The sequence below is a fragment of the Aliidongia dinghuensis genome (genome assembly GCF_014643535.1).
GTDB classification, from domain to species: Bacteria; Pseudomonadota; Alphaproteobacteria; order ATCC43930; family CGMCC-115725; genus Aliidongia; species Aliidongia dinghuensis.
On record NZ_BMJQ01000003.1, the window covers coordinates 205179 to 227340 of the forward strand.

A 22162-nucleotide genomic window follows, 5' to 3' on the forward strand; every position below is an offset into this window, starting at 1 on the left:
CTCGTCAGCTGATCACGGCGTCTTCGCCCGCTCGATCAAATAGTCCTCGCCCTCGTAGATGTAGATCGCCCGATCCTGACCGATGAACAGAACACGGGCGTAGGGGCCGTCGTCACAGTTGAGTCGGGCGTCGGTGATCGTCCCCTTCGGCGAAGCCAGCGCGTGTGCGCCCTTCGGCAGCTTGAACAATTTGATTGCGGACAGCCAAGGGAGCTGACGGTTCGGATACGATGCGCCCGTGGCGCAGTTCGTGGAGAACGGGTCGTTGAACGAGTCGTCAGATATAACGATCTGGGTGCCGATCTCCGGCGTCTTGCGACCTTGGCAATCGCTGCACAGAACCTTGGTCACGGTCCAGGTGCCGAACATCTCAGGCGTCCCCTGCGGCGTCGACATGGGCTGAGACGCGTCGTCCGCCATCGCCGCGCCGATGCCGACCATGGCAGCGGCGACCGCCACTAGGGTTGGGAGCAACCTCATTGTGCCGAACCGATGTAGCGGAGGAACTGCTTCTTCCGGGACCACCACCAGCGATCCGGTACGTTCACCTTGCCTACGCCCCCGGACTGCATGCCGACGAATTGGGAAGCAGACAGCATGATCGCTACGTGCGCCGGGAAGGAGCGCTTCACGCCCTTCTGGACCTCGTACGGTACCGGCCCGGCCGGGAAGTAGACGATGTCTCCGGCCTGTGGCGCTCCGGTCACCGACTGGAATTGTAGCCTGTCTTTTGCGATCTCATCCGAGCTCTCGCGCACGAACAGCGGGTTCACCGTCTTGATCGCGAGCCAGACGAAATACGAGCAGTCGAAGGCTTGATCGGAGACAGGGGGAGTTGCGTATGTGGCGGCCTGCTTGGTTTGCCAGAGCTTGGCGGCCGCAACGGCGATCCTATCCGACGTGGTGGCGGCAGGTGATTGATCGTCTGGCATCTGGTCCGGCGTCCTTCGATGGCGTCTGCACCGGAGCGTACGCTAAGGTCGAGACGGCGGGAAGCGGCACCACCTGACGATGTTGTCCACGATACCGGGGCTGGCGATCGCGAGTGGGATGCGCGACGCGCGCTTGTCGCGGTCGAAATGTAACGTTATATCCTTTTCTTTCGATCGAACGGGTGGACCGCAGCATGGCGATGGAGACGGAGCACGGGCTTGATCACGCGCATGTCCGCCGCCGGGCGTCGCTACCGGTAGCGGGGACGAGCCCGCTTGCCCATGGCCTGGGTTTCCGGCTCGCCTGGGCCGGCGGCCTGTCGGCGCTCTTGTGGCTCGGCGTCGCCTGGGCATTGCAATGACAAGCGTTGCAATGAGTGGAGCCGTAATGAGCACGGCCAAGACCGCGTCGGGCGCCGCGGTCGCAGTCGAGGATCTGACCGTCGCCTACGAGCGGCATCCGGCGATCCATCACATTCGCGGCCGGTTCGCGGCCGGCTCGCTCACTGCCATTATCGGCCCTAACGGCGCCGGCAAGTCGACGCTCGTCAAGACCATCGCCGGCACGCTTCGCCCGGTGAGCGGCCGCGTCCGGCGCGATCCGGCCGGGCCTGCGCGGCTTGCCTATCTGCCGCAGCAGTCGGAGATCGAGCGCGGTTTCCCGATCACCGTGCTCGACACGGTGCTGCTCGGCGCCTGGCGCCGCATCGGCTGGCACCGCGCCGCCGGCCGGGCCGAGACGGAGGCCGCGCTGGCGGCGCTCGACGCCGTCGGTCTCGCCCATTTCGAGCAGCGCGGCGTCTCGACACTCTCGTCCGGCCAGTTCCAGCGCGTGCTGTTCGCGCGCCTCATGGTGCAGGACGCGCCGCTGATCCTGCTCGACGAGCCGTTCACCGCACTCGACAGCAAGACGACGCGCGATCTTCTGGCGCTGGTCGAGCGCTGGCACCGCGAGGGCCGCACGATCATCGCCGTGCTGCATGATTTCGAGCAGGTGCGCGCCCATTTCCCGGAGAGCCTGCTTATCGCGCGCGAGCTCGTCGCCTGGGGCCCGACCGAGACGGTGCTGACGCCGGACAATCTGGCGGCCGCGCGGCGCATCTCTGAAGCCTGGGATGAGAACGCCGTCGCCTGCCATGCGGCGGCCGAGGATGCGCTGAGGGCTCGCGCCTGATGCTCTACGACTTCCTGGCCGGACCGTTCGTCGAGTTCCCGTTCCTCAGGCGCGCGCTCGTCGGCGCGCTGGCGCTGGCGCTTGGCTGCGGCCCGATCGGCACGTTCCTGGTCTTGAGGCGCATGAGCCTGATGGGCGATGCCATGAGCCATGCGGTGCTGCCGGGGGCGGCGATCGGCTTCATGTTCGCAGGATTGTCGCTGCCGGCGATGAGCCTCGGCGGCCTCGGCGCCGGGCTGCTGGTGGCGCTCCTGGCCGGCATCGTCACGCGATTGACGCCGCTCCGCGAAGACGCGAGCTTCGCCGCGTTCTATCTCATGTCGCTGGCACTGGGCGTCCTGATTGTGTCGACCCACGGCAGCAGCGTCGATCTGCTGCATGTGCTGTTCGGCACCATCCTGGCGGTCGACGACACGGCGCTGATCCTGGTCGGCGCGATTGCGACCGTGACGCTCATTGCCCTCGCCCTCATCTATCGGCCGCTCGTGCTCGACGCGTTCGACCCGGGCTTCCTGCGCTCGGTCGGCGTGCCGGGCGGCACGATCCACGCACTGTTCCTGACGCTGGTCGTGCTCAACCTGGTCGCGGGCTTCCAGGCGCTCGGCACCTTGATGGCCGTCGGCCTCATGATGATCCCGGCCGCCGCCGCGCGCTTCTGGGCGCGCGAGATCTGGTCCTTGGCCGCGGTGTCAAGCGCGCTCGCGGCGCTTGCCGGCTATGTCGGCCTGCTCGTCTCCTATCATGCCGACCTGCCGTCGGGCCCGGCCATCATCCTGACAGCCGGCCTGCTCTACCTTGTCTCCGTCGCCGTCGGCCGGCGCGATTCGATCCGCACCCGCTATTTCGTGAAGTCGCACCTGGCGGCGTGATCGCCCAGCCGCCAGTTACTTCGCCGCTTCCGCCGGATGCGGCATGGGCTGGCCGCAATGGGGGCAGCGGTCTGCAGCGGCGTCGGCCAATACCTGGCCGACCATCGCCTCAGCGTCTCGGCGCGACACGCCCATCTCGGCGCCGAGCTGCTCCATCGCCGCGGCGTCGCGCGCCCGGATCTGCCGGCCGGCGACGCCAGCGCGCAGCAGCGAGCGGTACTGCTCGCGCCGGAGGCGCAGCTGGTCCATGAAGCTGACCGTGAGCAGGCCGGAAAAGAGCGCCAGCGTACAGACGCCGACGACCGCGACGAAGCCGCCGAAAATCTTGCCCAAAGGCGTGATCGGCACCATGTCGCCGTAGCCGACGGTAGTGAGTGTCACGAGCGCCCACCAGATCGCCGCGGGGATCGAGGAGAACACCTCCGGCTGCGCGTCGCTTTCGAGCATGTACATGATGCTGCCGCTCATGATGAGCGTGATCAGCAGCATGAACAGCACGGCACCGATCGACTGCGCCTCTTCGCGGAACACGTCCCACAAGAGCGCGAAGGCGGTCGAATGGCGCGTCAGCTTCAGCATGCGCAGGAGCCGGAGCAGCCGGAGCACGCGCAGGTCGTCGGCGCCGAGCATACCCAGGATCGCCGGCAGGATCGCGACCAGGTCGACGAGCGAGAACGGCTGGGAGGCGTAGCGCAGCCGGCCCCAGACCGGCGCGCGGAATCGGGCCGAGATGCGGTCGGGCGCGCTCCACACCCGCAAGAGATATTCGACGGTGAACACGGCGGTCGAGATCTGCTCGATCCACCAGAAGGTCGCGAAATGTCGCTCGCGCAGGCTCTCGACCGATTCGAGAACGACCGAGGAGACGTTGACGACGATCAGCAGGGCGACGAAGCCGCCGATCAGCCGCCCGCCCCAGTTGGACGGCAGGTCATGGTCGAACCAGGCATTGACCCGTTGGCGTAACGTCGGCATCGAGCGCATTGCGCCTTCCCGCGCGGTTTTCTCCCTTAAATTCGAAGCCTAACCCAGCTCGGCCCCGCTGCCCACGCTTTCGGGAACAACTCGCGTTTAGCCGGCAGTCCGGGCGACGCGCAGCACGAGATCGCGCAGCCAGCGATGCGCCGGGACGGCGCCGACACGCCGGTGCCAGAGCATCGCCGTCGTCAGCACCGGCGACTCGAACGGCAGCGGCACCGTCGCGAGCGGCGCCGTCCGGGCGAACTCCTGCGCGGCCCGCTCGCTCACCACGGCGATCATGTCGGATTGCAGCAAGGCCGCGGGCGTCGCCAGCAGCGGCGCGCGAAGCGCGATCCGGCGCGCGAGCCCCGCTGCCGCGAGCGCTTCATCCACGAAGTCGACGCGTTCGCCCGACGAGGTGATCATGAGATGCGGCAGGGCTGCGAAGGCGGCGAGCGTGAGTGCGCCGGCATTCGCGGCCGCATGTCCCCGCCGCATGAGCACGGCAAAGCGATCATGGAACAGCCGCAGGTCGGCGAAGCGATCGCCGGGTGCGGCGGTGCCGCCGATCGCCAGATCGAGCATGCCCCGGTCGAGCCGGTCGGCGAGATCGAGCGTGCCGCTCGGTCGGAAGTCGAGCACGACGCTCGGCGCCTCTGCCGCCGCCGCCGTGGCGAGCGGGGCTGCCAGCACGATGGCGGCATGATTGTTGACGGCGATGGCGAACTGCCGGTCGGCGGTGGTCGGATCGAACGGCTCGGCACTGTCGAGCGCGGTGCGCAGGCCGTCGAGCGCCTCGCGCACCCCCTCCGCCAGGCTTTCCGCCTTGGGCGTCGGCGCCATGCCGTCCGGCGTGCGGACGAACAGCTCGTCCTGGAGCGCCTGACGCAGGCGGGTCAGCGCGTGGCTCAGCGCCGGCTGCGCCATGTTGAGCCGCACCGCGGCCTTGGTGACGCTGCGATCGGTCATCACCGCGTCGAACACGACGAGCAGGTTGAGATCGAGGGCGCGAAGATTCATGCGACCGGGCCTTCCCGACGAGGCAGCCTCGCCCGGCTGCTCATGTCGGAACTGATCATGTCGGACGGGCATATTGCAGTGCCGAGCATACATTGGAATGGGGCGGAGCGGCGCGGCATCTTCAAGCCACGGACATCGGAGACGCGGCATGAAGTGGACCAGAACCAGCTTCGGCCTGGTGGCGGAACGGACCGGCGGCCCGTCGGCCGAATTTCTCGTGGCAATCATCGGCGGCGCCGGCGCGTCGCCGAACCTGCTGGATGCAGCCGACGCCTGGGCCGCGGCCCTGCCGTTTGGCGCCTTCGTCGTGTTCGAGGCTGAGGGCGACATCCCCATTCGGATCACCCGGTCGCTCGCCGGGCTGCCGATCCCGAGCGGACGGCAATTGCTGGTCGGCATCGGCAAAGGCGGCGGCCTCTGCATCGACCGGGCGGTCGAGGTGCCAGCCGCCTGCACCGGTGTGCTCGTCTACGACCCGCCGGCGGCGCTTGCGACGGCCGCCGCCGCCCTCGACCGCAGGGTCAAGGTCCGCCTGGTCGGGCTCGGGTCCGACGATCCCGATCGCGAGCGGCTGCCCGGACTGCTGGTCCAGCGCCTGCGCTCGCTCGGCATCGACGCGCGCGCGACCCAGTTGCGCGAACGCAGGCTCGTGGGACCGGCGGTGCGGATCGGCACCGCCTACCTCGCCGAGCTGTCCGCCGCGGCCCTCGACCCGCCGAAGCCTTTCTATCGGCCCAGTACCGCCGTCAAACTCGGAGACTGATGATGCGCCGCAAGCTTCTCGTGCCGGCCCTCGCCATGGCCGGCGGCTTCTCCTTCGCCCTGCTGTCGCATGAACACGACGCAGTGGCCAAGGTCCCCGCCCCTGCCGTGACGCCAGCGCCCGTGCCCGTCACCGTGGCAACCGCTACGGCCGGCGACGTGCCGATCGAACTCGACGGTCTCGGCCGGGTCCAGGCGTTCAACACGGTGACCGTCCGTACCCAGGTCGAGGGGCAGATCCAGCGCATCGCCTATACCCAGGGCCAGACCGTGCATAAGGGCGATCTGCTGGTGAAGATCGACCCACGGCTCTATCAGGCCAAGCTCGAGCAGGACCAGGCGGCACTTGCCCGCGACAAGGCGCATCTGGCGAACGCGGAGGCCAACCTCAATCGCTACCTGCCGCTCGCCCATTCCGGCTTCGCGAGCGGCCAGCAGGTCGATACCCAACAGGCCATGGTGGCGCAGCAGCAGGCGACGCTGAAGGCCGACCAGGCGCAGATCGACCAGGACCAGGTCGAGGTGGACTATACGGACATCGCCGCGCCGATCGACGGCGTCGCGGGCTTCCGTCTGGTCGATGAGGGCAACGTCGTCCATCCGACGGATGCGAACGGGCTCGTGACCATCACGGAGGTCCAGCCGATCGCCGTGCTGTTCACGCTGCCCCAGGCGGATCTGCCCGAGATCCAGCAGCGCATGGCGGCGGCGGGCCAGACCGGCCTTGCGGTCGAGGCCTATTCCCAGGACGGCGCGCGGAAGCTCGACCAAGGCACGCTCGAGACCACCAACAATATGGTCGACGCCGCGAGCGGCACGATCACGCTGCGCGCCGATTTCCCGAACGCCGGGAAGCTCCTGTGGCCAGGCGAATTCGTCCAGGCCCGGCTCGTCCTCTCCGTCCGCCACGACGGCGTCGCCGTGCCGGCCGCCGTGGTCCAGCGCGGCCCGGCCGGCAGCTACGCCTGGGTCGTCGATCCAAGCGGGACCGCGATCATGCAGCCGATCCAGGTCGCCCAGCTGGCCCATGGCCGGGCGCTCGTCACGTCGGGTCTCGCTCCCGGCCAGAAGGTGGTGACCGACGGGCAATACGGCCTTGAGCCGGGAACACGCGTCGCCGAGCAGACCGCGAACGAAGTCGCTAGTGCGGCCCCACTCAAGAATGCGCAAACCGACATGCTGGGGATCCAGCCATGAGCACAGAAACCAGCCATACGGGCGGCCTGTCCGCCCCGTTCATCCGCCGCCCGATCGCGACGCTCATGCTGATGATCGGCGTCGTCCTCATCGGCATCATCGCTTACGGCACCCTGCCGGTCGCGGCGCTGCCGTCGGTCGATCTGCCGACGATCCAGGTGACGGCGCAGCTGCCGGGCGCCGATCCGGAGACCATGGCCTCGTCGGTCGCAACGCCGCTCGAGCGGCAGTTCGGCCAGATTCCGGGCCTGTCGCAGATGACGTCCGCGAGCGCCACCGGCTTCGCCCAGGTGACCCTGCAGTTCGATGCCTCGCGCACGGTCGATTCCGCGGCGGGCGACGTCCAGGCCGCGATCAATGCCGCGGGCGGCGACCTGCCCAAGACCATGCCGACGCCGCCGACCTACCGCAAGACGAACCCGGCGGATACGCCGATCCTGATCCTGGCGCTGACCTCGGACACGCTGCCGCTGACCACGGTCGACGATTACGCCGAGAGCATCCTGGCCCAGAAGCTGTCGCAGGTGCCGGGCGTCGGCCTCGTCACGATCGGCGGGCAGCAGCAGCCGGCCATGCGGGTCGAGATCAACCCGCAGCAGCTGGCGGCCCAAGGGTTGGCGCTCGAGGACGTGCGAACGGCGCTCGCCGCCGTGACGGTCGACAATCCCAAGGGCACCCTCGAAGGCAAGCAGCAGGCCTATGCGCTGCAGACGAACGACCAGCTGACCAAGATTACCGATTTCAACAACGTGATCGTCGCCTACAAGAACGGCGCGCCGATCCGGGTCAAGGACATCGGCCATGCCGAGATCGGGCCGGCCAACGACGAGCTGGCAGCCTGGTACGGCCACGGCCGCGGCATCATTCTCGCGGTGCAGCGCCTGCCCGGTGCGAATGTCATCCAGACCGTCGACCGCATCAACCAGGAACTGCCGCAGCTCGAGGCCTCGCTGCCGCCGGCGATCAAGATTTCGCTCGTCTCCGACCGCACGACCACCATCCGCGCCTCGGTCGCCGACGTGCAGTTCACGCTGGCGCTGACCATCGGCCTCGTCGTGATGACGATCCTCGTCTTCCTGCGCAACCTGTGGGCGACAATCATCCCGGGCATCGCCGTGCCGCTGTCGATCGTCGGCACCTTCGCGGTCATGGCGGTGCTGGGCTATTCGCTCGACAACCTGTCGCTCATGGCGCTGTCGATCGCCGTCGGCTTCGTCGTCGACGACGCGATCGTCATGGTCGAGAACATCGTCCATCATCTGGAGCACGGCAAGAAACCGCTCGAGGCGGCGCTCGCGGGCGCCGGCGAGATCGGCTTCACCATCCTGTCGATCTCCGTCTCGCTCGTCGCCGTCTTCATCCCGCTCCTGCTGATGAACGGCGTGGTCGGCAAGCTCTTCCAGGAATTCGCCGTCACCGTCGCGGTCGCGATCGGCGTCTCCGCCTTCGTCTCGCTCACGCTGACGCCGATGCTGTGCGCCTATCTCCTGAAGCCGGTGCCGGCCGGCGGAGCGCGGCACGGCCTCGCCTACCGGCTGCTCGAGCGCGGCTTCGACCGGCTGGCGGCCGGCTATGACGCAGCCCTCACGCGGGCGCTCCGGCACCAGCGCACGATGCTCGTCGTCATGCTCGCGACGGTCACGCTCACTGGCTACCTGTTCGTCAGCATCCCCAAGGGCTTCTTCCCGCAGCAGGACACCGGCCTCATCGCCGGCGTCACGGAGGCGGCGCAGGACGTGTCGTCTGAGGCGCTCGCCACCAAGCAGCAGCAGGTCGTGGACCTGGTGCTCAAGGACCCGGCCGTCGCCTCGGTCGCGAGCTACGTCGGGCCCGGCGGCACCAACCCCTCGCCGAACCAGGGCCGCCTGTTCATCGCGCTGAAGCCCCGGGGCCAGCGCGGGCCGCACGCGAGCGCCGACGAGGTGATCCGGCGCCTCAGCCGGCAGCTCGAGGGTGTTACTGGCATCCATCTCTACATGCAGGCGTCCCAGGACATCACGATCGGCGGCCGGGTCGCCAAGACGCAGTACCAGTACACGCTGACCGACGTGAATGCCGGGGAGCTCGCGAGCTGGGCGCCGAAGGTCGTCGCCGCCGTCGCCAAGCTCAAGAGCGTCGCCGCCGTCACGAGCGACCAGCAGAGTGCCGGCCTACAGTTCTCGATCGCGATCGATCGCGACGCGGCCTCGCGCCTGGGAATCCAGCCGCAGGACATCGACAACGCGCTCGACGACGCCTTCGGCCAGCGCGTGGTGACCAAGGTCTTCACCTCGCTCAACCAGTATTACGTGATCCTGGAGGTCGACCCGGCCTTCCGGCACGGACCGGATGCGCTCACGTCGATCTACCTGCGCTCGTCGGCGGGCGCGCCCGTGCCGCTCGACCAGGTCGCGCATCCGACGGCAACCACGGCGCCGCTGCTGGTCAACCACCAGGGACAGTTCCCGTCGGTCACCGTCTCGTTCAACCTGGCGCCGGGCAGCTCGATCGGCACGGCGGTCACCGATGTCCAGCAGACCGTCGCGGCCCTGCACCTGCCGCGCAGCATCCAGGCGTCGTTCCAGGGCACGGCGCATGCCTATGAGACGGCGCTCGCCGGCCAGCCGGCGCTGATCGCCGCGGCGCTGGCCGCGGTCTACCTGATCCTGGGCATGCTCTACGAGAGCGCCATCCACCCGGTCACGATCCTCTCCACCTTGCCGTCGGCCGGCCTGGGCGCGCTCCTGACCTTGATGGCCGCCGGCATGCCGCTCGACGTTATCGGCATCATCGGCATCGTGCTCTTGATCGGCATCGTGAAGAAGAACGGCATCATGATGGTCGATTTCGCGCTCGCCGCCGAGCGCGAGGGCAAGACGCCGCTCGAGGCCGTCCATGCCGCCTGCCTCTCGCGCTTCCGGCCGATCCTGATGACGACGATGTGCGCGATCCTGGGCGGCATCCCGCTCATGGTCGGCACCGGCACCGGCTCGGAAATCCGCCAGCCGCTGGGCTATGCCATGGTCGGCGGCCTGGCGGTGAGCCAGGTGCTGACCCTGTTCACGACGCCGGTCGTCTACCTCTACATGGGCCGGCTGGAGCAGGCCGTGGGACGGCTGCGCGCGCTTCTGCGGCAGCTCGTCCGACGCCGGCCGTCCGCGGCTTGAGCCGGCCCGTCTATCAGGCCGGATGGGCCGCGAACACCTCCTTCGCCGCGAACAGGCCGTTGAGTGCCGCGGGGAAGCCGGCATAGACCGCCATCTGCATGATGGTCTCGACGATCTCCTCGCGGCCGAGCCCGACATTGAGGCCGGCCGCGATATGGACCTTGAGCTGGGGTGCGGCATTGCCGAGCGCGGTCAGCGCCGCGATGGTCGCGATCTCGCGGCTTCTCAAGTCCAGGCCCGGGCGCGAATAGATGTCGCCGAACGGGAACTCCAGGAGATAGCGGGCGAAATCGGGCGCGATGTCGGCAAGCGCGTCGATCACCTTCTGCCCGCCCGCGCCGTCGATCTCAGCGAGGGCGCGCTGCCCCCGCTCGAACCGGTCGTTGGTCTCGTAGTGCGTCTGCGTCATGGCTCTGCTCCATCCGATCGTCGTCGGCATAGCCGGCGATCTTGTCATCCAGGACGGCAAGGCAGGCCTGAAGCTCGGCCACATGGGCGCGGACCTGGTCCCGATGCCGTTCGAGCAACTCCCGTCGCTCGGCATTGGTCTCCGGCCCCCGGGCCCGCAGCTGGGCGTAGCGCACCATCTCGCGGATCGGCATCGCGGTCGTCTTGAGACGCCCGATGAACTCGACCCACGGCAGGATGCTCACGTCATAGTCCCGCTGGCTCGACGTGCGCGGCACGCGCGGCAACAGCCCGATCCGCTCGTAATAGCGGATCGTGTAGGTGCTGAGGCCGGTACGCCGGGCGAGATCGCCGATCTTCATGCTCTACCTTGTTTCCGTCACGACGCTGGGACTTCTACAAGTTAGAGCGCGCTCTAAGTCAAGCGGTTGTTTTCGTCGGCACATCGCCGAGCGCTGCCGCGATCAGCACGCGCCCGGCGGACGCGAGCGCCTTGGCCGGCCCGTCGGCGCCCAAGGCCTGGCCCGCCGTGTAGGCGCCGTCGATGACGAGCTGCAGCTGGTCGGCGAGCGTCTGCGGGTCGCGCACGCCCGCACCCTCGGCCATGGCGCGGAGCCGCTCGTTCACCCGATGCTTGTGCGCACGGATGACCGCATCGGCCGGCAGGGCCGAGCCCGGGAACTCCGTCGCGGTATTGAGGAACGGGCAGCCACGGTACGCTTCCGACACCGTCCGGCGGGTGATCGCATCGAGCAGGGCTTCGAGCTGCGCCCGCGGATCGTCCGGATATGCTGCGACCGTGCGGTCCCAGCGCTCCCAGAACTCGAGATTGCGCCGTTCCAGATAGGCTGCGACCAGATCGTCTTTGGACGGAAAGGCGCGATAGAGGCTCATCTTGGCGACGCCCGCGGCGGCGATGATCGTGTCGATGCCGACCGCGCGCACGCCCTGGTGATAGAACAGCTCGCTCGCGACGTTCAGGATCCGCTCGCGCGCAGAGAGCTTGTCGGCGAGCTTGTCGGCGGAAGGCGCTTCGGGCGCCAGTTTGCGGGATACGCTCATGCCACTACCGATTTGTGATCTTCGCTGTTGACATGATACAGACCTGTCTCTCACATTACCAGCGCAATGAGCCGAAACTCTGAAGGCTGGTCCCTCATGCGTTCAAAGCGTCTGCATTACGGCTGGATCGTCGCCGCCATCACTTTTCTGACCTTGTTGGCCGCGGCCGGCGTGCGCTCGACGCCGAGCGTACTGATGGTGCCGCTCGAGAGTGAATTCCACTGGAGCCGCGCCACGATTTCAAGCGCGGTCGCGGTCAATATCCTGCTCTACGGCCTGATGGGCCCCTTCGCCGCCGCCATCATGGAGCGGTTCGGCATCCGCCGCACGATGGTCTCAGCGCTCACCGTCATCGCCTTTGGCGTCGCCATGACGCCGCTCATGACCGAGCCCTGGCAGCTCATCCTGCTGTGGGGCGTCGTGGTCGGCAGCGGCACGGGCGTCACAGCCATGGTGCTGGGCGCCACCGTCGTCGCCCATTGGTTCACCGAACGGCGCGGGCTCGTCATGGGCATCCTGACCGCCAGCACGGCGACCGGGCAGCTCGTGTTCCTGCCGATGCTGGCAAGCTTCGCCGATGCCTATGGCTGGCGCTCGGTCTCGCTCACGGTTGCCGGCGTCTCGGCCGTGATGGTGCCGGTCGTGGCGCTGTTCATGCGCAACCGGCCGGGCGACCTGGGCTTGCGCCCCTATGGCGAGCCCGAAGGCACCGAGCCGCCGGTCCATGTTGCCGGCAACCCGTTCACCCGTGCGATCAATGCGCTCATCGCCGGCTTCCGCTCGCGTGACTTCTGGCTGCTGGCCGGCAGCTTCTTCGTGTGCGGCGCCAGCACCAACGGGCTCATCGGGACCCATCTCATTCCGGCCTGCGTCGACCACGGCATCCCCGAGGTAACCGGCGCCAGCCTGCTCGCCGCCATGGGCATCTTCGACTTCTTCGGCACGACGCTGTCCGGCTGGCTCAGCGACCGCTGGGACAACCGCTATCTGCTCGCCTGGTACTACGGGCTGCGCGGCCTGTCTCTCCTGTTCCTGCCCTTCTCGTTCGATCTGAGCTTCGCGGGCCTGTCGATCTTCGCCGTGTTCTATGGGCTCGACTGGATCGCGACCGTGCCGCCGACGGTCCGGCTTGCGACCAATGCGTTCGGCAAGGAGAACGTCGGCATCATGTTCGGCTGGATCGGCGCCGCCCACCAGCTGGGCGCCTCGTTCGCAGCCTATGGCGCGGGCCTGCTCAGGACCGACCTCGGCTCCTATACCCAGGCCTTCATGATCTCGGGCGCGCTCTGCGTCGGCGCCTCGGTCATGGTGCTGTTCATCGGCCTGAAGCGTGGCCGGGACGAGGGCGAGCTGCGGCCGATCGCCATCCCGGCCGAGTGACGATTACGACAGGGCGGCGCCGTCGCGCACTTGCCGCGCGGCCGGCGCCGCCCTATCTTCTTGCGCATGGGGGAATGCAGGCTCCCCTTTAGACGATCGTCGTCCAAGCTCTGCTTCAACCACCGCCGCCCCGCGGCGTGGAGGGAGCTATGGACGTTTCGGTCTGTCCCGAAGACCTTCAGCAATCGCGGGGCGCCTTTCCGCCACCGCTCGTCATCGACGTGCGGCCGAACGAGGCGTTCGCGGCCTGGCACCAGATGCTGCCGGGTGCCATCCGGCGCGACCCCGACGAGCTTCCAGAGTGGGTCGGCGCGATCGAGATCGGCCGGCCGATCGTCGTCTATGGCGTCCAGGGGCGCGAGGTCAGCCAAGTGGCCGCGACGGCGCTCCGCGAGCGCGGGTTCGTTGCCCAGTTCCTCAAGGAGGGCATCCAGGGCTGGCTCGATCGCGGCTTCCCGCTGCGGCCGGTCGAGGATCCGTCGCTCTGGGTCACGCGCGAGCGGCCGAAGGTCGACCGCATCGCCTGCCCGTGGCTGATCCGCCGGTTCATCGATCCGGACGCGCGCTTCCTCTATGTCCCGGCAGACGCGGTGCTGGCGGCCGCCGCCGCGACCGGCGCCACCCCCTATGACATCCCCGGCGTCGAGCTTGGCCATCACGGCGACGAATGCAGCTTCGACGCCATCCGCCATCGCTATCGGCTCGAGGCGCCCGAACTCGATGCGCCGGGGCTCGACCGGCTGGCGACGATCGTTCGCGGCGCCGACACGGGCCGGCCCGATCTGGTACCGGAGGCGGCAGGCCTGCTCGCCGTGTCGCGCGGCCTGTCCGCCGTCTTCGACGATGACCATCGCCAACTGCGCCACGGGCTCGTCGTCTATGACGCACTCTACGCCGCATGCCGCGCCGGATCGTTGTCGTGAGCGAGATAGGCATGAGCAAGCTCGAGGCGCCCGATATCGCCGTCGGACCGACCGTGGGCCACGGGGTCACCCTCGGCGAGGCCACGCGCGTCTGGGCGCGCGTCGCGATGCTGAGCTTCGGCGGACCCGCCGGCCAGATCGCCGTCAAGCACCGCATCCTGGTCGAAGAGAAAAAATGGATCGGCGAGACCCGCTTCCTGCATGCGCTCAACTACTGCATGCTTCTGCCGGGTCCCGAGGCGCAGCAGCTTGCGACCTACATCGGCTGGCTGCTGCACGGCATTCGCGGCGGGCTGATTGCCGGCGGGCTGTTCGTCCTGCCCGGCTACGTCGCGCTCATGATCTTGAGCTGGCTCTACGCCGGGTACGGCGACATCGGCGCGGTCCAGGGCCTGTTCTTCGGACTCAAGGCCGCCGTGCTGGCGGTCGTGCTTGAAGCGCTGGTCAAGATCGGCAAGCGGGCGCTGCGCAACCGCGTCATGGTCGGCCTCGCAGGACTGGCCTTCGTCGCGATCTTCTTCTTCGGCGTCCCCTTCCCGCTGATCGTGATCGCGGCCGCCCTGGTGGGCTTCGTCGGCAACGCGGCGGGGATCGCAGCCTTCCGTCCCGGTGCGAACGGCAAGACCGCCGCCACCGACGACGGCTCGGCGGCGATCGACCGGGCATTCGCGCGCGAAATCCCCGAGCATGTCCGGCCGGCAACCGGTCGCGCGCTCCGGATCGCAGCGATCTGCCTCGTGCTCTGGCTCGGGCCGCTCGTCGTCCTGCTGGCGACGGTCGGCACGCAGAACGTGTTCACCGACATCGCCGCGTTCTTCGCGACCATGGCCGTCGTCACGTTTGGCGGCGCCTACGCGGTGCTAGCCTATGTCGCGCAGGCGGCGGTCGAGCACTACGGCTGGCTCCAGCCGGGCGAGATGCTGGCCGGTCTCGGCATGGCCGAGACGACGCCGGGTCCCCTCATCATCGTGCTCCAGTTCGTGGGATTCATGGGCGCCTTCCGCCATCCGGGGCTGCTGCCGCCGATGCTGGCGGGCGTCTTGGGCGGCACGCTCGCTACCTGGACCACTTTCGCGCCGTGCTTTCTGTGGATCTTCGTCGGCGGGCCGTACATCGAGGCGCTGCGCGGCAACAAGGCGCTGTCGGCGGCGCTCTCCGCCATTACCGCGGCGATCGTCGGCGTCGTGCTGAACCTCGCCGTCTGGTTCGCGATTCACACGCTGTTCGGCCGGGTGGACGTCGCCCATCCCGGCTTCGCCCTCCGCCTCCAGGTGCCCGATCCGGGCTCGATCAGCATCGGAACGCTGATCCTGGCCACGGCCGCCATGCTCGCCCTGTTCCGGTTCAAGGTCGGGATGATCCCGACCCTGGCAGTCTGCTCGGCGCTCGGCGTGGGCAGTTATTTTCTCGGAGTAATGCAATGATTGCTGCAAGGAAGATTGCCTTCGTCTGCCTGCACGGCTCGGCCAAGAGCCTGATCGCCGCCGAATATCTGAACCGCGCTGCCCGCGAACGGGGGCTGCCGCTCACCGCGACCACGGCGGGCCCGGAGCCCGATGCGGCCGTCTCGGCGAACGAGGGCGTGGCCCATGACCGCTGATCTCGACCGCCGCCAGTTCATCGAAGCCGCCGGCCTCGCCGCTGCCAGCCTGGCGATCCCTGTCGGGCTCGCCGTCGGCGCGGCGCAGGCCCAAACCTCCCCTGAGCAAGGAAAGATTCCCATGCCTTACGAAATCAAGCCGATGCCATTCGAGCCGAGCCACATCAAGGGCATGTCCGAGAAGATCCTCGTCAGCCACTACGAGAATAATTACAGCGGCGCCGTGAAGCGCTTGAACGCGATCGAGGCGCAGCTGGCCGGGCTCGACTGGGCGACGGCGCCGACCTTCCTCGTCAACGGCCTGAAGCGCGAGGAACTGATCGCCGCCAACTCGATGATCCTGCACGAGCATTTCTTCAACGCCATCGGCGGTGACGGCCAGCCGACCGGCGCGCTCCAAGAGGCGATCAAGCGCGACTTCGGCGGCGTCGAGCGCTGGCGCGCCGAGTTTTCCGCGATGGGCAAGGCTGAGGGCGGCGGCTCCGGCTGGGTCATCCTCGCCTATTCGCCGCGCGACAAGCAGCTCATCAACTGCTGGGCGGCAGACCATACGACGACGCTCGCCGGCGGCCGTCCAGTGCTGGTGCTCGACATGTACGAGCATGCCTATCACATGGACTATGGCGCCAGGGCGGGCGCCTATGTCGACGCGTTCATGCAGAACATCCGCTGGGACGGCGCGGCATCGCTCTACACGCGCTACAGCGGCGAAAGCTGATGCGTCGCTTGCCCATCATCGCGCGGCTCGGCCTGGCGCTGGGACTCTGGGCGGGCCCCGGCACGGCCTCCCAGGCGGCCGAGCCGCCGTTGGTGCTGGAGGCAACGATCCCGCTGGAGGACGTCGGCGGCCGGATCGACCATATGGCGGTCGATCCGGCGCGTCGACGCCTCATGGTGGCCGAGCTCGGCAACGGCAGCGTCGACGTCGTCGATCTGGCCGGCGCCAAGCGCTTCCATAGGATCAACGACCTGGAAGAACCCCAGGGGCTGGCCTATGTCCCCGGCCCCGATCTGGTCGTGGTCGCGAGCGCCGGCGACGGCACGGTCCGCTTCTTCCGCGGCGACGATTATGCGCCCGCGGGCGTGGTGGCACTCGGCGACGACGCGGACAATGTCCGCGTCGATCCGGGCACGGGACAAGTGATCGTCGGCTACGGCAGCGGCGGCCTGGCCGTGATCGATTCCGCGACCCGCGCGGTCGCGCGCACGATCCCGCTGCCGGTCCATCCGGAAGGCTTCCAGCTCGAGCCCGGCTCGCCCCGGGTCTTCGTCAACCTGCCGGACGCGCGCCGGATCGCCGTGGTGGATCGCACCGGCGGCCGGCTGCTCGCGACCTGGCCGCTGAAGGGGCTCGGCGCGAACTTCCCGATGGCGATCGACGTCGAAAGCCGGACCATCGCGAGCGTGTTCCGCAGTCCGCCCCGCCTCGTCCTCATCGACATGGAGAGCGGTGCCACGAAGGCGTCGGCCGAGACTTGCGGCGACGCGGACGACGTCTTCTTCGATACGAAGCGGCAGCGGATCTACGTCAGCTGCGGCGAAGGGATGGTCGATGTCCGGCGGCGTGACGGATCGGCGATCGCGCGCGTGCCGACGAGTCCCGGCGCCCGGACCGCCCTCTTCATTCCGGAGCTCGACCGCCTCGTCGTGGCGGCCCGGGCCGGCCTCTTCGGCGACACGGCGAAGCTCTTGCTCTATCGGCCGGCGCCATGACCGCGCTTCGGACGATCGTGGCTGGCGAGGAATGGTGGCGGCCGATCCCGCGCGGCCTGCCGCGCGACGCGTTCTGGATCCTTGCCGGCCGGGCCATCCGGTCGTTCGCCGACGGCTTCACCGCCCTGCTGCTGCCGGTCTATCTCCTGGAACTGGGTTTCGACGCTTTCGCCATCGGTACGATCGTCACCTGCACACTCGTCGGCTCGGCCCTGCTGACGCTCTCGGCCGGGCTCATCGCCCATCGCCACTCCCGCCGGCGCATGCTGCTCGCGGCCTGCCTGCTCATGGCGGCAACCGGTGCCGGCTTCACGCTCGTCCGGGACTATTGGCCGATCCTGGTCGTCGCCTTCGTCGGCACGCTCAACCCGACCGCCGGCGACGTCAGCCTGTTCCTGCCGCTCGAGCACGCCGCCCTCAGCCAGACCATCGAGCCGCGCCGGCGGACGGCACTCTTCGCGCGCTACAGCCTGATCGGCACGCTCGCCGGCGCGCTCGGCACGCTCGCGGCGCCGCTGCCGGACCTCATCGCCGCCGGGTCTGGGCTGCCGCGCCTCACGGCCCTGCAGCTGATGTTCGCGCTCTATGGCCTGATCGGCATCGCGGCGTTGCTGCTCTATCGGCCGCTGTCATCGGCGGTCGAGGCGCCGGCGGGCGCGGCCGCCCCGGCACCGCTCGGCCCGTCGAGACGGATCGTCTATGGCCTGATGGCGCTGTTCTCGATCGACGCGTTCGGCGGCGGCTTCGTCGTGCAGTCGCTCCTTGCGCTGTGGCTGTTCCAGAACTTCGGCATCTCGGTCGCGGCGGCCGCGGCGATCCTGTTCTGGTCGAGCCTGCTCTCGGCCGCGTCGTACCTCGCCGCGGTGCCGATCGCCGAGCGCTTCGGCCTCATCAACACGATGGTGTTCACCCATCTGCCGGCGAACTTCTGCCTGATGCTGGTGCCGTTCGCGCCGAGCCTGCCGGTCGCGATCGGCCTCTTGCTCGTGCGCGCAGCGCTCTCCCAGATGGACGTGCCGACGCGGACCTCCTACGTCATGGCCGTCGTGACGCCGGCCGAACGGCCGGCCGCCGCCAGCATCACGGCCGTGCCGCGCAGCCTTGCCGCAGCACTGAGCCCGCTCGCGTCCGGCTACCTCCTGGCGCTCACCAGCTTCGGCTGGCCGCTCGTCATCGGCGGCGCGCTCAAGGCCGCCTACGACCTCTTGCTGCTGATGCGGTTCCGCGCCGTTCGCCCGCCGGAGGAGGCCCAGCGTCGCCCCTAGTGGTGAACCGGCGCCAACGCCTTGAAAACGTGGCGCATGGGGTGGCATCGCCGGTTCGTTCGTGCTGACATGTCGGGCATAGAGCGATCCATTGCCCCCGAGGGCTCATGTCCGCCGACAAGAATACCAAGATCGAAACGCGCCTCGTCCATGCCGGGCGCGCGCCGCACCAGAATCACGGCGTGGTCAACCCGCCGATCTACCACGCCTCGACCATCCTGCAACCGACGCTCGACGCCTGGGACGCGGTGCGCGATCCCGGCTACGCCGGCTACAGCTATGGCCGGTTCGGCACGCCGACGAGCCGGTCGCTCGAAGGCGCCGTGGCCGAGCTTTACGGCGCCGACGAGGCCGTCGCAGTCTCGTCGGGCCTGGCCGCCATCTCGGTCGGGCTCATGACGCTCACCAAGGCGGGCGACCATATCCTCGTCACCGACAGCGCCTATTACCCGTGCCGCAAGATCTGCAACGGCGTGCTCAAGAAATACGGCGTCGAGACGACCTACTACGACCCGACGATCGGCGCCGGCATTGCAGCGCTCATCCGCCCCGAGACCAGCCTGATCGTCACCGAGTCACCCGGATCGGTCACGTTCGAGGTGCAGGACATTCCGGCGATCGTCGCTGCGGCGCACGCGCGGGGCGTCAAGGTCATGGCCGACAACACCTGGGCGACCGCGCTCTATTTTAACCCGTTCGATCATGGCGCCGATCTCGTGGTCGAGGCGGCGACGAAATATATCGGCGGCCATTCCGACGTGATGATGGGCCTGGTGCTGAGCCGCGGCCCGAATGCGCGCGCCGCGCGATCGACGGCGAACGCGCTCGGCCATTGTTCGGGCGCCGACGATCTCTATCTGGCCCAGCGCGGGCTGCGCACTCTGGCGGTCCGGCTCGCGCGCTGCCAGGAGACCGGCCTCACGCTCGCCCGCTGGCTCAAGGCCCGGCCCGAGGTCGCGCGCGTGCTGCATCCGGCCCTGCCCGGCGATCCGGGCCATGCGATCTGGCAGCGCGACTTCCGCGGCGCCTCGGGCCTGTTCTCCTTCGTGCTCCATCCGGTCGAGCGGCCGGCCCTGGCCCGCTTCCTCGACGGGCTCATGCTCTTCGGCATGGGCGCCAGCTGGGGCGGCTACGAGAGCCTGATCATGCCCAATGATCCGCGCGCGATCCGCACGGCGACCCGCTGGACCGACCCGGGCCCGCTCCTGCGCATCCATGCCGGACTCGAGGATCCGGCCGACCTGATCGCGGACCTCGAGGCCGGCTTCGAGCGGCTGGCGGCGGCCGGCCGCTGACCCTACATAAACCGTTGAACGATCGAGAGCGGCAACGAACCGCGCGGCAAAGATGGAGGGAACCTGATGGCTTCGACATCGAGATGGATCGTGCTGGCGGCGATCGTCGGATTCACCGCCGGCGGCGCCTTCGCCCAGACGACATCGAGCCCGACGCCGCACAAGCATAGCGCCCAACCGCAGGATCAAGTGCAGCTGGGGACGCCCACGTCCGACGACACGACACTACCTGGCACCGGCGCCGCCGACTTGCGCCGAAGCCCGATCGTCGGTGGCAAGAACCTGCAGCCGCGCCCGAACGGGCCGCCCACCCAGCAGGAAAACCAGCAGATCAACCAGTTGCTGCAGCAGACGCCGCCGGACTCGAAGGCGAACGGCCCGATCGTCCAGCCCCGCGACCTGTTCGGCAACCCGCTCGGCGGCAGCCCGACGATCGACCAGAAGAAGCCGTAGACCTTCGGCCGTCGCCTTCCCTGGGCCGTGGGTGTTGGGACGTCCCATCCCCCGAAAGATGGCGCCGCGCCCTTGATCCGACGGGCTGCGGCGCCACCTACCGTTCGGCAATTCGCCCGAAAGGACTGATGTTGGACGCCTCTTCGCCCGCCGTGCCGCGTCGTCGCGGCAGCCTGGCCACGCTCGGCACGCTCGCCCCCTATCTCTGGCCGCCGGGCGAATGGGGCCTCCGCTTCCGCGTGATCCTCGCGGTCTGCTGCCTCGTCGTCGCCAAGATCGCGAACGTCTTTGTCCCGATCCTCTACAAGCGCGCCGTTGACGCGCTGGGTGGCGGTGGCAACGCCACGACGGCGGCGCTCGTCGCGGTGCCGCTCAGCCTGATCCTGGCCTACGGCTCGGCGCGCGTGCTGTCGCTCATCTTCTCGGAGCTGCGCGATGCGGTCTTCGCCCGGGTCGCCCAGCGTGCGATCCGGACCTTGGGTCTCGAGGTGTTCCGCCATCTCCACGCGCTGTCGCTGCGCTTCCACCTGGCGCGGCAGACCGGCGGCCTCACCCGCTCGATCGAGCGCGGCACCAAGGGCATCGAGACGCTGCTGCAGTACATGCTGTTCAACATCCTGCCGACCCTGTTCGAGATCGGCCTGGTGTGCGTCATCCTGTGGCGGCTGTTCGACTGGCGCTTCGCGCTCGCCACTTTCGTCACCGTCTCCCTCTACATGGCCTACACCCTCGTCATCACCGAGTGGCGCACCAAGTACCGGCGCCAGATGAACGAGGTCGATTCCGAGGCGAACACCAAGGCGATCGACAGCCTGTTGAACTACGAGACGGTCAAGTATTTCGGCAACGAGGAGCACGAGGCAGCCCGGTTCGACGGCGCCTTGAAGCGCTACGAGCGCGCCGCGGTCAAGAGCCAGGTCTCGCTCTCGATCCTCAACATCGGCCAGGCGGCGATCATCTCGGTGGGTCTGACGGTGGTCATGTACCTGGCCGGCGCCGGCATCGTCGCGCACCGCATGACCTTGGGCGACTTCGTGCTGGTCAACACCTATCTGGTGCAGCTCTATCAGCCCTTGAACTTCTTCGGCTTCATCTATCGCGAGATCAAGCAGGCCTTGATCGACATGGAGCGCATGTTCGAGCTCATGTCGGTCGAGCGCGAGATCGCCGACCGGCCGGGCGCCGAGCCGCTCGCGATCGCAGGCGCCACACTCGAGTTCCGCAACGTGCGGTTCGGCTACGACCCGCGGCGCGAGATCCTGAAGGGCGTCAGCTTCGTGGTGCCCGCAGGCCACACGGTCGCGGTGGTCGGCTCGTCCGGCGCCGGCAAATCGACCTTGAGCCGCCTGCTCTTCCGCTTCTACGACATCGATGAGGGGCAGATCCTGATCGACGGTCAGGACATCCGCGACGTGACCCAGAAGAGCCTGCGCGCGGCCTTGGGCATCGTTCCGCAGGATACGGTGCTGTTCAACGACACGATCACCTACAACATCGCCTATGGCCACCCCGGCGCCGGCACCGCCGAGATCGAGCAGGCGGCGCGCATGGCGCATATCCACGACTTCATCCTGGCCATGCCCGACCAGTACAAGACCATCGTCGGCGAGCGCGGGCTCAAGCTGTCGGGCGGCGAGAAGCAGCGCGTCGCGATCGCGCGCACCATCCTCAAGGACCCGGCCATCCTGCTGTTCGACGAGGCGACGAGCGCGCTCGACACCAATACCGAGCGCGAGATCCAGGCCAACCTGCGGGAGGTGAGCCGCGGGCGCACCACGCTCGTCATCGCCCATCGGCTCTCGACCATCATCGATGCCGACGAGATCATCGTGCTCGAGGCGGGCCGCATCGCCGAGCGCGGCCGACACCACGAGCTGATCGCGGCCCAAGGCCGCTATGCCGAGATGTGGCGCAAGCAGCAGGAGGCGGCCGAGGCCGGTCAGCCGATCGAAGTGCCGCCGCCGTTCTTTCAGCCGGCGTGAAAATTCTCGCGTTAAAATAGT

The 22162-nt window shown here is 68.4% G+C and carries 23 protein-coding genes; 16 read left to right on the forward strand and 7 right to left on the reverse strand.

Annotated elements, in window-relative coordinates:
• Positions 1–12: 12 nt before the first annotated feature.
• Both IEY58_RS06950 and IEY58_RS06955 read right to left on the reverse strand, forming a co-directional pair.
• Entirely contained in the window at positions 13–441 is a 429-nt protein-coding gene (locus tag IEY58_RS06950; protein ID WP_189043957.1) for a hypothetical protein, read from the reverse strand.
• A 35-nt stretch (positions 442–476) separates the two neighbouring features.
• Complete coding sequence (locus IEY58_RS06955) at positions 477–932, reverse strand: NlpC/P60 family protein (protein WP_189043959.1); 456 nt, start codon at positions 930–932, stop codon at positions 477–479.
• Between the two features lie 194 nt (positions 933–1126).
• On the opposite strand from IEY58_RS06955, the gene IEY58_RS06960 reads away from it, so the two are divergent.
• From IEY58_RS06960 to IEY58_RS06970, 3 genes are read left to right on the forward strand one after another with little or no spacing between them, the layout of a single operon-like run.
• Positions 1127–1294 (forward strand): hypothetical protein, encoded by a 168-nt coding sequence (locus tag IEY58_RS06960; protein ID WP_189043961.1) that lies wholly within the window; start codon positions 1127–1129, stop codon positions 1292–1294.
• 26 nt (positions 1295–1320) lie between these two features.
• Positions 1321–2106, forward strand: coding sequence for a zinc ABC transporter ATP-binding protein AztA (gene aztA, locus IEY58_RS06965; protein WP_189043963.1), 786 nt, complete (start codon positions 1321–1323; stop codon positions 2104–2106).
• Positions 2106–2975 (forward strand): metal ABC transporter permease, encoded by an 870-nt coding sequence (locus IEY58_RS06970; protein WP_229743544.1) that lies wholly within the window; start codon positions 2106–2108, stop codon positions 2973–2975. The genes aztA and IEY58_RS06970 overlap by 1 nt, the downstream gene beginning before the upstream one ends.
• 15 nt (positions 2976–2990) lie before the next feature.
• On the opposite strand, the gene IEY58_RS06975 is transcribed toward IEY58_RS06970, so the two are convergent.
• Positions 2991–3950 (reverse strand): ion transporter, encoded by a 960-nt coding sequence (locus IEY58_RS06975; protein ID WP_189043965.1) that lies wholly within the window; start codon positions 3948–3950, stop codon positions 2991–2993.
• 96 nt (positions 3951–4046) lie between these two features.
• A complete protein-coding gene (locus IEY58_RS06980) occupies positions 4047–4955 on the reverse strand; it encodes a LysR family transcriptional regulator (protein WP_189043967.1) in 909 nt (302 codons plus the stop codon).
• A gap of 148 nt (positions 4956–5103) precedes the next feature.
• On the opposite strand from IEY58_RS06980, the gene IEY58_RS06985 reads away from it, so the two are divergent.
• Genes IEY58_RS06985 through IEY58_RS06995 form a run of 3 tightly spaced genes read left to right on the forward strand, consistent with a single transcriptional unit; the run spans position 5104 to position 10060 of the window.
• Positions 5104–5718 (forward strand): hypothetical protein, encoded by a 615-nt coding sequence (locus IEY58_RS06985; RefSeq protein ID WP_189043969.1) that lies wholly within the window; start codon positions 5104–5106, stop codon positions 5716–5718.
• Positions 5718–6914: an efflux RND transporter periplasmic adaptor subunit gene (locus tag IEY58_RS06990; protein WP_229743545.1), complete on the forward strand. Its 1197-nt coding sequence runs from the start codon at positions 5718–5720 to the stop codon at positions 6912–6914. The genes IEY58_RS06985 and IEY58_RS06990 overlap by 1 nt, the downstream gene beginning before the upstream one ends.
• Positions 6911–10060, forward strand: a complete 3150-nt coding sequence (locus IEY58_RS06995) for an efflux RND transporter permease subunit (protein ID WP_229743546.1) — start codon at positions 6911–6913, stop codon at positions 10058–10060. Before IEY58_RS06990 ends, IEY58_RS06995 begins: the two co-directional genes overlap by 4 nt.
• Before the next feature lie 13 nt (positions 10061–10073).
• Here the strand turns inward: IEY58_RS06995 and IEY58_RS07000 are convergent, their stop codons facing one another.
• The 3 genes from IEY58_RS07000 to IEY58_RS07010 are packed head-to-tail and all read right to left on the reverse strand — an operon-like array spanning position 10074 to position 11530.
• Positions 10074–10469, reverse strand: coding sequence for a carboxymuconolactone decarboxylase family protein (locus IEY58_RS07000; RefSeq protein WP_189043970.1), 396 nt, complete (start codon positions 10467–10469; stop codon positions 10074–10076).
• Positions 10408–10830: a MerR family transcriptional regulator gene (locus IEY58_RS07005; RefSeq protein ID WP_189043972.1), complete on the reverse strand. Its 423-nt coding sequence runs from the start codon at positions 10828–10830 to the stop codon at positions 10408–10410. Before IEY58_RS07005 ends, IEY58_RS07000 begins: the two co-directional genes overlap by 62 nt.
• 58 nt (positions 10831–10888) lie before the next feature.
• Positions 10889–11530: a TetR/AcrR family transcriptional regulator gene (locus IEY58_RS07010; protein ID WP_189043974.1), complete on the reverse strand. Its 642-nt coding sequence runs from the start codon at positions 11528–11530 to the stop codon at positions 10889–10891.
• Between the two features lie 96 nt (positions 11531–11626).
• On the opposite strand from IEY58_RS07010, the gene IEY58_RS07015 reads away from it, so the two are divergent.
• From IEY58_RS07015 to IEY58_RS07060, 10 genes are all read left to right on the forward strand, one after another.
• Positions 11627–12910, forward strand: a complete 1284-nt coding sequence (locus IEY58_RS07015) for an MFS transporter (protein ID WP_189043976.1) — start codon at positions 11627–11629, stop codon at positions 12908–12910.
• A 149-nt stretch (positions 12911–13059) separates the two neighbouring features.
• Positions 13060–13833, forward strand: a complete 774-nt coding sequence (locus IEY58_RS07020; protein WP_189043978.1) for a chromate resistance protein ChrB domain-containing protein — start codon at positions 13060–13062, stop codon at positions 13831–13833.
• An 11-nt stretch (positions 13834–13844) separates the two neighbouring features.
• Positions 13845–15257, forward strand: coding sequence for a chromate efflux transporter (gene chrA / locus IEY58_RS07025; protein WP_189043980.1), 1413 nt, complete (start codon positions 13845–13847; stop codon positions 15255–15257).
• Positions 15254–15433, forward strand: a complete 180-nt coding sequence (locus IEY58_RS07030) for a hypothetical protein (RefSeq protein WP_189043981.1) — start codon at positions 15254–15256, stop codon at positions 15431–15433. Before chrA ends, IEY58_RS07030 begins: the two co-directional genes overlap by 4 nt.
• On the forward strand, positions 15423–16151 hold the full coding sequence (locus IEY58_RS07035; protein WP_229743547.1) for a superoxide dismutase: 729 nt from the start codon (positions 15423–15425) through the stop codon (positions 16149–16151). The genes IEY58_RS07030 and IEY58_RS07035 overlap by 11 nt, the downstream gene beginning before the upstream one ends.
• Complete coding sequence (locus tag IEY58_RS07040; RefSeq protein WP_229743548.1) at positions 16151–17146, forward strand: YncE family protein; 996 nt, start codon at positions 16151–16153, stop codon at positions 17144–17146. The genes IEY58_RS07035 and IEY58_RS07040 overlap by 1 nt, the downstream gene beginning before the upstream one ends.
• Positions 17143–18411 carry an MFS transporter gene (locus IEY58_RS07045; RefSeq protein ID WP_189043983.1) on the forward strand — a complete coding sequence of 423 codons (1269 nt, stop codon included), beginning with the start codon at positions 17143–17145 and terminating at the stop codon, positions 18409–18411. The genes IEY58_RS07040 and IEY58_RS07045 overlap by 4 nt, the downstream gene beginning before the upstream one ends.
• 107 nt (positions 18412–18518) lie before the next feature.
• On the forward strand, positions 18519–19706 hold the full coding sequence (metC, locus tag IEY58_RS07050) for a cystathionine beta-lyase (RefSeq protein WP_189043985.1): 1188 nt from the start codon (positions 18519–18521) through the stop codon (positions 19704–19706).
• Between the two features lie 66 nt (positions 19707–19772).
• On the forward strand, positions 19773–20159 hold the full coding sequence (locus IEY58_RS07055) for a hypothetical protein (protein ID WP_189043987.1): 387 nt from the start codon (positions 19773–19775) through the stop codon (positions 20157–20159).
• A 128-nt stretch (positions 20160–20287) separates the two neighbouring features.
• Positions 20288–22141 carry an ABCB family ABC transporter ATP-binding protein/permease gene (locus IEY58_RS07060; RefSeq protein WP_189043989.1) on the forward strand — a complete coding sequence of 618 codons (1854 nt, stop codon included), beginning with the start codon at positions 20288–20290 and terminating at the stop codon, positions 22139–22141.
• Positions 22142–22162 lie beyond the last annotated feature (21 nt).

Coding starts and splice junctions, on each gene's coding strand:
- IEY58_RS06950 (WP_189043957.1), bottom strand. CDS start 441: ATGGTCGGCATCGGCGCGGCGATGGCGGACGACGCGTCTCAGCCCATG.
- IEY58_RS06955 (WP_189043959.1), bottom strand. CDS start 932: ATGCCAGACGATCAATCACCTGCCGCCACCACGTCGGATAGGATCGCC.
- IEY58_RS06960 (WP_189043961.1), top strand. CDS start 1,127: ATGGCGATGGAGACGGAGCACGGGCTTGATCACGCGCATGTCCGCCGC.
- aztA (WP_189043963.1), top strand. CDS start 1,321: ATGAGCACGGCCAAGACCGCGTCGGGCGCCGCGGTCGCAGTCGAGGAT.
- IEY58_RS06970 (WP_229743544.1), top strand. CDS start 2,106: ATGCTCTACGACTTCCTGGCCGGACCGTTCGTCGAGTTCCCGTTCCTC.
- IEY58_RS06975 (WP_189043965.1), bottom strand. CDS start 3,950: ATGCCGACGTTACGCCAACGGGTCAATGCCTGGTTCGACCATGACCTG.
- IEY58_RS06980 (WP_189043967.1), bottom strand. CDS start 4,955: ATGAATCTTCGCGCCCTCGATCTCAACCTGCTCGTCGTGTTCGACGCG.
- IEY58_RS06985 (WP_189043969.1), top strand. CDS start 5,104: ATGAAGTGGACCAGAACCAGCTTCGGCCTGGTGGCGGAACGGACCGGC.
- IEY58_RS06990 (WP_229743545.1), top strand. CDS start 5,718: ATGATGCGCCGCAAGCTTCTCGTGCCGGCCCTCGCCATGGCCGGCGGC.
- IEY58_RS06995 (WP_229743546.1), top strand. CDS start 6,911: ATGAGCACAGAAACCAGCCATACGGGCGGCCTGTCCGCCCCGTTCATC.
- IEY58_RS07000 (WP_189043970.1), bottom strand. CDS start 10,469: ATGACGCAGACGCACTACGAGACCAACGACCGGTTCGAGCGGGGGCAG.
- IEY58_RS07005 (WP_189043972.1), bottom strand. CDS start 10,830: ATGAAGATCGGCGATCTCGCCCGGCGTACCGGCCTCAGCACCTACACG.
- IEY58_RS07010 (WP_189043974.1), bottom strand. CDS start 11,530: ATGAGCGTATCCCGCAAACTGGCGCCCGAAGCGCCTTCCGCCGACAAG.
- IEY58_RS07015 (WP_189043976.1), top strand. CDS start 11,627: ATGCGTTCAAAGCGTCTGCATTACGGCTGGATCGTCGCCGCCATCACT.
- IEY58_RS07020 (WP_189043978.1), top strand. CDS start 13,060: ATGGACGTTTCGGTCTGTCCCGAAGACCTTCAGCAATCGCGGGGCGCC.
- chrA (WP_189043980.1), top strand. CDS start 13,845: ATGAGCAAGCTCGAGGCGCCCGATATCGCCGTCGGACCGACCGTGGGC.
- IEY58_RS07030 (WP_189043981.1), top strand. CDS start 15,254: ATGATTGCTGCAAGGAAGATTGCCTTCGTCTGCCTGCACGGCTCGGCC.
- IEY58_RS07035 (WP_229743547.1), top strand. CDS start 15,423: ATGACCGCTGATCTCGACCGCCGCCAGTTCATCGAAGCCGCCGGCCTC.
- IEY58_RS07040 (WP_229743548.1), top strand. CDS start 16,151: ATGCGTCGCTTGCCCATCATCGCGCGGCTCGGCCTGGCGCTGGGACTC.
- IEY58_RS07045 (WP_189043983.1), top strand. CDS start 17,143: ATGACCGCGCTTCGGACGATCGTGGCTGGCGAGGAATGGTGGCGGCCG.
- metC (WP_189043985.1), top strand. CDS start 18,519: ATGTCCGCCGACAAGAATACCAAGATCGAAACGCGCCTCGTCCATGCC.
- IEY58_RS07055 (WP_189043987.1), top strand. CDS start 19,773: ATGGCTTCGACATCGAGATGGATCGTGCTGGCGGCGATCGTCGGATTC.
- IEY58_RS07060 (WP_189043989.1), top strand. CDS start 20,288: ATGTTGGACGCCTCTTCGCCCGCCGTGCCGCGTCGTCGCGGCAGCCTG.